The 12,158-nt window shown below is 48.9% G+C and carries 10 protein-coding genes, 1 tRNA gene and 1 rRNA gene; 9 read left to right on the top strand and 3 right to left on the bottom strand.

From position 1 onward, the window contains the following. The first annotated feature begins 56 nt into the window (after window positions 1-56). Window positions 57-941: an adenine-specific DNA-methyltransferase gene (yhdJ, locus tag A7098_RS15250; protein WP_105281037.1), complete on the top strand. Its 885-nt coding sequence runs from the start codon at window positions 57-59 to the stop codon at window positions 939-941. Between the two features lie 83 nt (window positions 942-1,024). Next, window positions 1,025-1,204, top strand: coding sequence for a DUF2556 family protein (locus A7098_RS15245; protein WP_010345321.1), 180 nt, complete (start codon window positions 1,025-1,027; stop codon window positions 1,202-1,204). A 2-nt stretch (window positions 1,205-1,206) separates the two neighbouring features. On the opposite strand, the gene envR is transcribed toward A7098_RS15245, so the two are convergent. After that, window positions 1,207-1,869, bottom strand: a complete 663-nt coding sequence (gene envR, locus A7098_RS15240) for an acrEF/envCD operon transcriptional regulator (RefSeq protein WP_105281036.1) — start codon at window positions 1,867-1,869, stop codon at window positions 1,207-1,209. A gap of 398 nt (window positions 1,870-2,267) precedes the next feature. On the opposite strand from envR, the gene acrE reads away from it, so the two are divergent. The 7 genes from acrE (at window position 2,268) to A7098_RS15195 (ending at window position 11,597) form a co-directional block, all read left to right on the top strand. Beyond that, window positions 2,268-3,425: a multidrug efflux RND transporter periplasmic adaptor subunit AcrE gene (gene acrE, locus A7098_RS15230; protein ID WP_105281035.1), complete on the top strand. Its 1,158-nt coding sequence runs from the start codon at window positions 2,268-2,270 to the stop codon at window positions 3,423-3,425. An 11-nt stretch (window positions 3,426-3,436) separates the two neighbouring features. Continuing rightward, on the top strand, window positions 3,437-6,541 hold the full coding sequence (gene acrF, locus A7098_RS15225; RefSeq protein ID WP_032226586.1) for a multidrug efflux RND transporter permease subunit AcrF: 3,105 nt from the start codon (window positions 3,437-3,439) through the stop codon (window positions 6,539-6,541). 251 nt (window positions 6,542-6,792) lie between these two features. Next, window positions 6,793-7,014, top strand: coding sequence for a membrane protein (locus A7098_RS15220; RefSeq protein WP_000825639.1), 222 nt, complete (start codon window positions 6,793-6,795; stop codon window positions 7,012-7,014). Between the two features lie 429 nt (window positions 7,015-7,443). Then, complete coding sequence (locus A7098_RS15210; RefSeq protein WP_032226587.1) at window positions 7,444-8,469, top strand: amino acid ABC transporter substrate-binding protein; 1,026 nt, start codon at window positions 7,444-7,446, stop codon at window positions 8,467-8,469. 67 nt (window positions 8,470-8,536) lie between these two features. Next, window positions 8,537-9,718, top strand: coding sequence for an amino acid ABC transporter permease (locus tag A7098_RS15205; RefSeq protein WP_105281034.1), 1,182 nt, complete (start codon window positions 8,537-8,539; stop codon window positions 9,716-9,718). Window positions 9,719-9,727: 9 nt separating this feature from the next. Next, window positions 9,728-10,831 carry an amino acid ABC transporter permease gene (locus A7098_RS15200; RefSeq protein ID WP_105281033.1) on the top strand — a complete coding sequence of 368 codons (1,104 nt, stop codon included), beginning with the start codon at window positions 9,728-9,730 and terminating at the stop codon, window positions 10,829-10,831. Between the two features lie 7 nt (window positions 10,832-10,838). After that, window positions 10,839-11,597 carry an amino acid ABC transporter ATP-binding protein gene (locus A7098_RS15195; protein ID WP_000078344.1) on the top strand — a complete coding sequence of 253 codons (759 nt, stop codon included), beginning with the start codon at window positions 10,839-10,841 and terminating at the stop codon, window positions 11,595-11,597. A 261-nt stretch (window positions 11,598-11,858) separates the two neighbouring features. Here the strand turns inward: A7098_RS15195 and rrf are convergent. Both rrf and A7098_RS15185 read right to left on the bottom strand, forming a co-directional pair. Next, window positions 11,859-11,974: ribosomal RNA gene (gene rrf, locus A7098_RS15190) — 5S ribosomal RNA — on the bottom strand. A 39-nt stretch (window positions 11,975-12,013) separates the two neighbouring features. Beyond that, window positions 12,014-12,089 (bottom strand) — tRNA-Thr (locus A7098_RS15185). Window positions 12,090-12,158 lie beyond the last annotated feature (69 nt).

Here is a 12,158-nt window from a genome sequence, read left to right as displayed (position 1 = left end):
GGCGCTACTCGGCATGGGGAAGCGCCTTTTTTATAGGTGTCACAAAGGGAGTGACCATGAGAACAGGATGTGAACCGACCCGGTTTGGTAATGAAGCTAAGACCATTATTCACGGTGATGCGCTTGCCGAGCTTAAAAAACTACCCACCGAAAGCATCGATCTGATCTTTGCCGACCCACCTTATAACATCGGTAAAAATTTTGATGGTCTGATCGAAGCCTGGAAAGAAGATCTGTTTATCGACTGGCTGTTTGAAGTGATTGCAGAGTGCCACCGCGTTCTGAAAAAACAGGGCAGCATGTACATCATGAACAGCACGGAAAACATGCCCTTTATCGATATCCAGTGCCGCAAGTTCTTTACCATCAAAAGTCGCATCGTCTGGTCATATGACAGTTCTGGGGTGCAGGCGAAGAAACACTACGGCTCCATGTACGAACCCATCCTGATGATGGTGAAAGACGCAAAGAACTACACGTTCAACGGTGATGCTATTCTGGTTGAAGCTAAAACCGGTGCGCAACGCGCGTTGATCGATTATCGCAAAAATCCTCCACAGCCTTACAATCACCAAAAAGTACCGGGTAATGTCTGGGATTTTCCGCGCGTGCGTTATTTGATGGATGAATATGAAAACCATCCGACGCAAAAACCGGAAGCATTACTGAAGCGCATTATTCTCGCCTCTTCCAACCCTGGCGATGTCGTTCTCGACCCGTTTGCCGGTAGCTTTACTACCGGTGCCGTAGCCGTCGCCAGCGGGCGAAAATTCATTGGTATTGAGATTAACAGCGAGTACATCAAGATGGGACTTCGACGGCTGGATGTCGTGTCACATTACTCAGTGGAAGAGCTGGCGAAAGTGAAAAAAAGAAAGACCGGCAACCTGTCAAAACGAAGCCGGATCAGCGAAGTTGACCCCGATCTCATTGCAAAGTAAAGGAAGTGTAAGCCTGGTTTTCAGATTATTCATTTCGTGTATATTTCCTGCCAGACTTGGTTAAACATGCACAGGCTCAGGTAATGATTCGCAAGTATTGGTGGCTCGTCGTTTTCGCTGTCTCCGTTTTTCTGTTTGATACCTTACTGATGCAGTGGATTGAACTACTGGCAACAGAAACAGACAAATGTCGCAATATGAACTCGGTTAATCCGCTAAAACTGGTTAACTGTGACGAACTGGATTTTCACAATAGAATGTAACTTTATACGATACCTAATTCATTTGTTTTATGAATTAATTTCGTTGTGTTTTCATCTGGCATAAACATTCTTAATACATTATCGACTAATGCGGGTGCTTGTTTATAAAGATCGTAACCCGCTATATTCATTAACCAGTTTTGAACAATACCGCTGAAGGCACCATCAATAATAATCATTACGACGTCTAAGTCGAGGCTTTTAGCTACATACCCTTGTTGCTGACATGATTGCAATACTTCGCGCAGAGTCTGCGGATTAAAGCCCATCTTCTCGCGTATTACTGCCTCTGCCAGCATCTCATCATTAAATTCACATTTGTGATATAAGATTTGTAGTAATGCCTGTTGGCGGGGAATTTCGGCAATATATTGCAAGCCAACAATCAGTTTTTCACGCAATTGCTGGTACGGGTTATGGTCTGACCCTGCCGCCAGTCGCTCCTGGATTAACTCCCGCAATGATGGTTGTTGCAGCCATATCTCATTAAACAGTTGGGTCTTGTTTTCGAAGTGCCAGTAGATAGCGCCACGTGTGACGTTAGCGGCGTCGGCAATGTCGTTGAGTGTCGTCTTGCTTACACCATGCTGCGCAAACTGGGCGATGGCAGTTTCAATCAGTTCTTGCCGGGTCTTCAGGGCTTCGGCTTTGGTTCTTTTTGCCATGATTAATTATTCAGAAAATAAATATATTCGACACAGGGTGAGAAAATAGCGAAGGGTAATCTATCACCTAACGCATATTTATACGAGAGGCTAATATTGAGTTGCTATAAATCGTCAAATAATTCAAACCTATCATTTAGTCAATATGCATTCATTTAATGAATGCATATTTCATTTTAATTGAAAGTAATTCATCTCATTTCAATTAACGGCAAAACAAAACATTAGAATATTAATCTTTTTTTGTGTTTATGTGCCTTAGACGCCAGTATTCATAACTATTCCTTACATCGACGAATGATAATTTGTAGGATAGCGAACTGTATTTTTTCTTTCTGCGAGTTAACGCGTTGCCTTTTTGGGTAAATAACGCGCTTTTGGTTTTTTGAGGAATAGTAATGACGAAACATGCCAGGTTTTTCCTCCTGCCCTCCTCTATTCTGATCTCCGCTGCTTTAATCGCGGGTTGTAACGATAAGGGAGAAGAGAAAGCTCACGTCGGTGAACCGCAGGTTACCGTTCATGTTGTGAAAACGGCCCCGCTAGAAGTTAAGACTGAATTACCAGGCCGCACCAACGCTTTCCGTATCGCTGAAGTTCGCCCACAGGTTAGTGGGATCGTACTGAATCGTAATTTCACTGAAGGTAGCGATGTGCAGGCAGGACAGTCCCTGTACCAGATCGATCCAGCGACCTATCAGGCAAGTTATGACAGCGCGAAGGGCGAACTGGCGAAAAGTGAAGCCGCCGCCGCCATCGCGCATTTGACGGTAAAACGTTACGTTCCACTCGTGGGAACGAAATACATTAGTCAGCAGGAGTACGATCAAGCCATTGCTGATGCTCGCCAGGCCGATGCCTCCGTGATTGCGGCAAAAGCCACCGTCGAAAGCGCCCGAATCAATCTCGCTTATACCAAAGTGACTGCGCCAATTAGCGGACGTATCGGCAAATCTACTGTGACCGAAGGTGCGCTCGTCACTAACGGGCAAACGACCGAACTGGCAACTGTCCAGCAGCTCGATCCTATCTACGTCGATGTTACCCAATCCAGCAACGATTTTATGAGGCTGAAGCAGTCCGTAGTGCAAGGGAATTTGCATAAGGAAAACGCCACCAGCAACGTAGAGTTGGTCATGGAAAACGGTCAAACCTATCCCCTAAAAGGCACACTGCAATTCTCCGATGTGACCGTTGATGAAAGCACCGGCTCCATAACCCTACGTGCCGTCTTCCCTAACCCACAACATACGCTTTTGCCGGGTATGTTTGTGCGCGCACGGATTAATGAAGGTGTACAACCCGATGCCATTCTTATCCCGCAACAAGGCGTTAGCCGCACACCGCGTGGTGACGCAACCGTGCTGATTGTTAACGATAAAAGTCAGGTTGAAGCGCGTCCTGTCGTTGCCAGCCAGGCGATTGGCGATAAATGGTTGATTAGCGAAGGGCTGAAATCTGGCGATCAAGTCATTGTCAGCGGCCTGCAAAAAGCGCGCCCGGGAGAGCAGGTTAAAGCCACTACCGATACCCCCGCAGATACTGCATCGAAGTAAGGCAATCTGACATGGCAAACTTTTTTATTCGACGACCGATATTTGCATGGGTGCTGGCCATTATTCTGATGATGGCGGGCGCACTGGCGATCCTACAATTGCCCGTCGCCCAGTACCCAACCATTGCGCCGCCTGCGGTTTCTGTTTCGGCAAACTATCCGGGCGCTGATGCGCAGACCGTACAGGATACAGTGACGCAGGTTATCGAACAGAATATGAATGGTATCGATAACCTAATGTATATGTCCTCGACCAGCGATTCCGCCGGTAGCGTGACAATTACCCTCACCTTCCAGTCCGGAACCGATCCAGATATCGCGCAAGTGCAGGTGCAGAACAAACTTCAGCTCGCTACGCCGTTACTGCCGCAGGAAGTTCAACAGCAGGGGATCAGCGTTGAAAAGTCCAGTAGCAGCTATCTAATGGTGGCGGGCTTTGTCTCTGATAACCCAGACACCACACAGGACGATATCTCGGACTATGTGGCCTCTAACGTTAAAGATACGCTTAGCCGCCTGAATGGCGTTGGTGACGTGCAACTCTTTGGCGCACAGTATGCGATGCGTATCTGGCTGGACGCCGATCTGCTGAACAAATATAAGCTGACACCGGTTGATGTAATTAACCAGTTGAAAGTGCAGAACGATCAGATTGCTGCCGGACAGTTGGGCGGAACGCCTGCTTTACCAGGGCAACAGTTGAACGCCTCAATTATTGCTCAGACGCGGTTAAAAAATCCGGAAGAGTTCGGCAAAGTTACCCTGCGCGTGAACAGCGACGGTTCGGTTGTGCGCCTGAAAGATGTCGCACGGGTTGAACTTGGCGGTGAAAACTATAACGTTATCGCTCGCATCAACGGTAAACCGGCGGCGGGCCTGGGTATTAAGCTGGCAACCGGTGCGAACGCTCTCGATACCGCGAAAGCCATCAAGGCAAAACTGGCGGAATTACAGCCATTCTTCCCGCAGGGAATGAAGGTTCTCTACCCTTATGACACCACGCCATTCGTCCAGCTTTCTATTCACGAAGTGGTAAAAACGCTGTTCGAAGCCATTATGCTGGTATTCCTGGTGATGTATCTGTTCTTGCAGAATATGCGAGCAACGCTGATCCCCACCATTGCTGTGCCCGTGGTGTTGTTAGGGACGTTTGCCATCCTCGCCGCTTTTGGTTACTCCATCAACACACTAACGATGTTCGGGATGGTGCTTGCCATTGGGCTACTCGTCGATGATGCGATAGTGGTGGTGGAGAACGTCGAGCGCGTAATGATGGAGGATAAGCTCCCGCCAAAAGAAGCGACGGAAAAATCAATGTCGCAAATTCAGGGCGCACTGGTGGGTATCGCGATGGTGCTGTCAGCGGTATTTATTCCGATGGCATTCTTCGGCGGCTCTACCGGGGCAATTTATCGCCAGTTCTCTATCACCATCGTTTCGGCAATGGCGCTTTCTGTTCTGGTGGCATTGATTCTCACCCCGGCGTTATGTGCAACGCTGCTCAAACCCGTCTCTGCTGAGCATCACGAAAATAAGGGCGGTTTCTTCGGCTGGTTTAATACTACCTTCGATCATAGCGTTAATCACTACACCAACAGCGTCGGCAAAATCCTCGGTTCCACAGGACGATATTTACTGATCTATGCGCTGATTGTTGCTGGAATGGTGGTGTTGTTTTTACGTCTTCCCTCTTCCTTCTTGCCTGAAGAGGATCAGGGTGTCTTTCTGACCATGATTCAGCTACCCGCTGGCGCGACGCAAGAGCGGACGCAAAAAGTGTTGGATCAGGTGACGGATTACTACCTGCACAATGAAAAAGCAAACGTTGAAAGTGTCTTTACGGTTAACGGGTTTAGCTTCAGCGGCCAGGCGCAAAACGCCGGGATGGCCTTCGTCAGCCTGAAACCATGGGAAGAACGTAGTGGTGAGGAAAACAGCGCGGAAGCGGTTATCCATCGCGCCAAAATGGAATTGGGTAAGATCCGCGACGGTTTTGTCATTCCGTTTAATATGCCTGCTATTGTTGAACTGGGCACGGCAACGGGTTTTGACTTTGAATTAATTGATCAGGCAGGGCTGGGTCACGATGCCCTAACCCAGGCTCGTAACCAGCTGCTTGGCATGGCGGCGCAACATCCTGGCAGCTTAGTCAGTGTGCGCCCTAATGGCCTGGAAGATACCGCGCAATTCAAACTTGAAGTTGACCAGGAAAAGGCGCAGGCATTAGGCGTTTCGCTTTCTGACATCAATCAGACCATTTCTACGGCGTTGGGTGGGACTTATGTTAACGACTTCATCGACCGTGGCCGTGTGAAAAAGGTTTATGTTCAGGCGGATGCCAAATTCCGTATGCTGCCAGAAGATGTCGATAAACTTTACGTCCGCAGCGCCAATGGTGAAATGGTGCCATTCTCTTCCTTTACCACTTCACATTGGGTGTATGGTTCTCCACGACTGGAACGCTACAACGGTCTGCCGTCAATGGAGATTCAGGGGGAAGCTGCGCCAGGAACCAGTTCCGGCGATGCCATGGCGTTGATGGAAAACCTTGCGTCAAAATTACCTGCAGGCATTGGTTATGACTGGACAGGTATGTCGTATCAGGAACGCTTATCGGGCAACCAGGCTCCTGCTTTGGTGGCAATCTCCTTCGTGGTTGTTTTCCTGTGCCTTGCTGCGCTCTATGAAAGCTGGTCAATACCTGTATCGGTTATGTTGGTCGTGCCGTTAGGGATTGTCGGCGTGCTGCTGGCAGCGACAATCTTTAATCAAAAAAATGACGTTTACTTTATGGTGGGTTTGTTAACGACAATTGGCTTGTCGGCCAAAAACGCCATATTGATTGTTGAGTTCGCTAAGGATCTGATGGAGAAAGAGGGAAAAGGTGTTGTCGAAGCGACGCTGATGGCAGTACGTATGCGCCTGCGTCCTATCCTGATGACCTCCCTCGCCTTTATTCTCGGCGTATTACCACTGGCTATCAGTAATGGTGCCGGCAGTGGTGCGCAGAACGCAGTGGGTATCGGTGTAATGGGCGGAATGGTCTCTGCAACATTGCTGGCTATTTTCTTCGTACCGGTGTTCTTTGTCGTGATCCGCCGTTGCTTTAAAGGGTAAATCAGAAACATAAAGGCGCTTTCGGGCGCCTTTATTATTTTTAGTGAAAACCATAAAAATTAATAAGATAATCTTCTGCTCACTCTTTAAAAACTTTTCGTAGCCCATGTTCCCTTCACTATTTTTACAATTCACATAATTTGTCATTATTCATTCCGCAAGATTTATAACCTCCAGTGATAAAATGGTACTCAGCTCGTTAATAAGAGAGTTAACTTATTAAGCGTTAGCGTTATTACTGAGGTAACACCATGAAAAGATTAATTCCTGTGGCATTGCTCACTGCATTGCTGGCGGGCTGTGCTCACGATTCCCCCTGCGTTCCGGTTTATGACGATCAGGGACGCCTGGTTCACACCAATACCTGTATGAAAGGTACAACACAGGATAACTGGGAAACTGCCGGGGCTATTGCTGGCGGAGCAGCGGCTGTCGCCGGCCTTACGATGGGGATCATTGCTCTGTCAAAATAACTGAACAGAGCGCGGACTTTCGCGCTCTGTTTAACGATACAGAATCTACCAATACGTTAAACACCGCTATATTTCGCTGGCTAATCCCATTTTAATTAAGCATTTTATCTCGCAGTATTATCTCAATGTCGAAATACGCATTAATTTATTTTTTAATCACATCCTCCCCACCGATACTCACGCCAATAATCATTATTCTGCTTAGCAAAATACGAGTAAATATTTTGCGCCAAAATGTGGCGCATGTTTCATTTTCGCACCATTGCGGGGCGCTGTTTTTATTATTTCCTGTCTACACTCAGCTTATTGCGACGCGAAATCGTGCGCAAAAGCTGGCACTACTTTTGCTTATAAGAGGATGGCCACAGACAGGTAAAAGGCGTTTCCCAAACGTCCTATAACGATAATTTTCGCCTCACAGGAAGCATTATGAAAAAGATGATGATAGCCACACTGGCTGCCGCCAGCGTGCTGCTTGCCGTTGCAAATCAGGCACAGGCTGGCGCGACACTCGATGCCGTAAAGAAAAAAGGTTTTGTACAATGCGGGATCAGTGACGGATTGCCTGGATTCTCTTATGCCGATGCAGATGGCAAGTTTTCTGGTATTGATGTTGATGTTTGTCGTGGCGTTGCCGCCGCTGTATTTGGCGACGACACAAAAGTGAAATACACCCCGCTCACCGCAAAAGAACGTTTCACTGCATTGCAATCCGGCGAAGTGGATTTACTCTCCCGTAATACAACCTGGACTTCATCTCGTGACGCAGGTATGGGAATGGCATTTACTGGTGTCACTTATTACGATGGCATTGGTTTCCTGACGCACGATAAAGCGGGGCTAAAAAGCGCGAAAGAACTGGATGGCGCAACGGTCTGTATTCAGGCTGGTACAGACACCGAGCTCAACGTCGCCGATTACTTCAAGGCGAACAAAATGAAGTACACGCCCGTGACCTTCGATCGCTCTGACGAATCCGCGAAGGCACTGGAATCTGGTCGCTGCGATACGCTGGCCTCGGATCAGTCACAACTGTATGCATTGCGAATCAAATTAAGCACTCCAGCCGAATGGATCGTGCTGCCAGAAGTTATCTCTAAAGAACCGCTTGGGCCGGTAGTCCGCCGTGGCGATGACGAATGGTTCTCGATTGTACGCTGGACGCTTTTCGCCATGCTGAATGCTGAAGAGATGGGCATCAATTCCCAGAACGTCGATGAAAAAGCGGCGAATCCGGCAACGCCTGATATGGCGCATCTACTGGGTAAAGAGGGCGATTACGGCAAGGATCTGAAGCTGGATAATAAATGGGCTTACAACATCATCAAACAGGTGGGTAACTACTCGGAAATTTTTGAGCGTAACGTAGGTTCAGAAAGCCCGCTGAAAATTAAACGTGGGCAAAATAATCTCTGGAATAACGGCGGTATTCAGTATGCGCCGCCCGTGCGTTAAGTCGATATGAGGTAACGAGCGTCGCCACGGCGGCGCTCTCTTTAGCGTTATGGTTTCCGAGGTTCCTATGTCTCATCGCCGCACAACCGTTAAAGGTTCACTTTCATTTGCCAATCCTACAGTGCGCGCCTGGCTTTTCCAGATCCTTGCCGTTGTCGCCGTCGTCGGTATTGTAGGCTGGCTATTCCATAACACCGTAACGAATCTCAGTAATCGCGGCATTACTTCAGGTTTTGCCTTCCTGGATCGCGGCGCTGGCTTCGGTATCGTCCAGCATTTGATCGATTACCAGCAGGGCGATACCTACGGACGCGTTTTTATTGTCGGCTTGCTCAATACGCTACTGGTTTCGGCATTGTGTATTGTGTTCGCTTCTGTTCTCGGCTTCTTTATCGGTCTGGCGCGACTTTCGGATAACTGGCTGCTACGAAAGTTATCCACAATTTATATTGAGATCTTCCGTAATATTCCGCCGCTGTTACAAATCTTCTTCTGGTACTTTGCCGTGTTGCGCAATTTGCCCGGACCACGCCAGGCGGTGAGTGCGTTTGAGCTGGCCTTTTTGAGCAATCGTGGACTTTATATTCCGTCGCCGCAACTGGGAGATGGATTGCTTGCGTTTATCCTGGCGGTTGTTATTGCTATAGCCATTGCTGTTGGGCTATTCCGCTTTAATAAAACACACCAGATAAAGACCGGACAACTGCGCCGAACCTGGCCTGTCGCCGTTGGGTTGATCATTGGTTTGCCTTTACTGGCACACTGGCTTTTCGGTGCAGCAGTGCACTGGAATATCCCGGCGCTACAAGGGTTTAACTTCCGTGGCGGTATGGTTCTCATACCCGAACTGGCAGCCTTAACGCTGGCTCTTTCGGTTTATACCTCTGCATTTATCGCTGAGATTATCCGCGCCGGGATTCAGGCAGTGCCTTATGGTCAACATGAAGCTGCCCGCTCGCTGGGATTACCCAACCCGGTTACGCTACGCCAGGTGATTATTCCCCAGGCGCTGCGGGTGATTATTCCACCACTTACCAGCCAGTATCTCAACATCGTCAAAAACTCCTCTCTTGCCGCCGCTATTGGCTATCCGGATATGGTTTCGCTGTTTGCTGGCACCGTGCTGAACCAGACGGGGCAAGCCATCGAAACGATAGCCATGACCATGTCGGTATATCTGATTATCAGCCTGACTATCTCGCTGCTGATGAATATCTATAACCGCCGCATCGCGATCGTTGAACGCTAAGGAGTCATGATGACAAAAGTATTACTGGCTCATCCCCCGCGCCCGGCGAGCCATAACTCAAGCCGCGCTATGGTGTGGGTGCGAAAAAATCTGTTCTCCAGCTGGGGCAATAGCCTGCTGACTATTGGCTGCTTGTGGTTGATGTGGGAATTGATTCCACCGTTGCTGAACTGGGCATTTTTGCAGGCTAACTGGGTTGGCTCAACGCGTGCCGACTGCACAAAAGCCGGTGCCTGTTGGGTTTTCATCCACGAACGATTTGGTCAATTTATGTATGGGCTTTACCCACACGACCAACGCTGGCGAATTAATCTGGCATTACTGATTGGCCTGGTTTCGATTGCGCCGATGTTCTGGAAAATATTCCCACATCGCGGTCGCTATATTGCGGTCTGGGCGGTGATTTATCCACTTATCGTCTGGTGGCTGATGTATGGCGGTTTTTTTGGTCTTGAGCGGGTTGAAACCCGGCAATGGGGCGGGCTGACGCTAACTTTAATTATTGCATCAGTTGGAATTGCGGGGGCGCTACCGTGGGGGATCTTACTGGCGTTAGGCCGCCGCTCCCATATGCCGATTGTGCGTATCTTATCAGTCATTTTTATCGAGTTCTGGCGCGGCGTACCGCTAATCACCGTCTTGTTTATGTCTTCGGTCATGCTGCCGCTGTTTATGGCAGAAGGCACCAGTATCGACAAACTGATCCGCGCGCTGGTTGGCGTGATCCTGTTTCAGTCAGCATATGTTGCGGAAGTCGTGCGAGGCGGATTACAGGCACTGCCTAAAGGGCAATATGAAGCGGCGGAATCACTGGCGTTGGGTTACTGGAAAACTCAGGGGCTGGTTATTCTGCCACAGGCGTTGAAGCTGGTAATCCCTGGGCTGGTAAATACCATCATCGCACTCTTCAAAGATACCAGCCTGGTGATCATCATCGGGTTGTTCGATCTTTTCAGTAGCGTTCAGCAGGCAACCGTTGATCCCGCCTGGTTGGGTATGTCGACGGAAGGGTATGTTTTCGCCGCGCTGATCTACTGGATCTTCTGTTTCAGCATGTCACGTTATAGCCAGCATCTGGAAAAACGTTTTAACACCGGGCGTACACCGCATTGAGGACACTATGAGCCAAATTTTACTGCAACCTGCTAACGCGATGATTACGCTTGAAAATGTTAACAAGTGGTATGGGCAATTCCATGTACTGAAAAATATAAATTTAACCGTGCAACCGGGAGAACGAATCGTTCTGTGTGGCCCATCTGGTTCCGGGAAATCGACAACCATTCGTTGTATTAATCATCTGGAAGAACATCAACAGGGACGGATCGTGGTGGATGGGATCGAACTTAACGAAGATATCCGCAATATTGAGCGTGTCAGACAGGAAGTGGGAATGGTCTTTCAGCATTTTAATCTTTTCCCACATCTGACCGTTTTACAGAACTGTACCCTTGCACCTATTTGGGTACGCAAGATGCCAAAGAAAGAGGCTGAAGCTCTGGCGATGCATTACCTTGAGCGGGTGAGAATTGCCGAACATGCACAGAAGTTTCCCGGACAGATCTCCGGTGGTCAGCAGCAACGCGTTGCTATAGCACGTTCACTTTGTATGAAGCCCAAGATTATGCTGTTTGATGAACCAACATCCGCGCTCGATCCGGAGATGGTAAAAGAAGTGCTGGATACGATGATTGGGCTGGCGCAATCGGGTATGACGATGTTGTGCGTAACGCATGAGATGGGATTTGCGCGAACCGTCGCTGACCGGGTGATTTTTATGGATCGTGGGGAAATAGTGGAGCAAGCTGCACCTGATGAGTTTTTTGCGCATCCTAAGTCAGAGCGTACGAGGGCATTTTTATCGCAGGTAATCCATTAAGTTGCGTTTCCTGGACTGAAAAGGTGAATCCAACTTTTTTTTCGCACAATGCAAAAAGGCCATCCTTTCGGATGGCCTTTCGCCTGATTTGATGTCTGGCAGTTTATGGCGGGCGTCCTGCCCGCCACCCTCCGGGCCGTTGCTTCGCAACGTTCAAATCCGCTCCCGGCGGATTTGTCCTGCTCAGGAGAGTGTTCACCGACAAACAACAGATAAAACAAAAGGCCCAGTCTTCCGACTGAGCCTTTTGTTTTATTTGATGTCTGGCAGTTCCCTACTCTCGCATGGGGAGACCCCACACTACCATCGGCGCTACGGCGTTTCACTTCTGAGTTCGGCATGGGGTCAGGTGGGACCACCGCGCTACTGCCGCCAGACAAATTCTTTTCTAATCTGCCGAACTTTAACCTAAAAAGTGGTGCTGATACCCAGAGTCGAACTGGGGACCTCACCCTTACCAAGGGTGCGCTCTACCAACTGAGCCATATCAGCACGCTAAATTTGATGCCTGGCAGTTCCCTACTCTCGCATGGGGAGACCCCACACTACCATCGGCGCTAC

It is taken from the genome of Escherichia sp. MOD1-EC7011 (genome assembly GCF_002965005.1).
Taxonomy (GTDB): domain Bacteria; phylum Pseudomonadota; class Gammaproteobacteria; order Enterobacterales; family Enterobacteriaceae; genus Escherichia; species Escherichia ruysiae.
The sequence above is the reverse complement of the archived record's forward strand: the minus strand, read 5'-3'. Positions and strand labels throughout refer to the sequence as shown.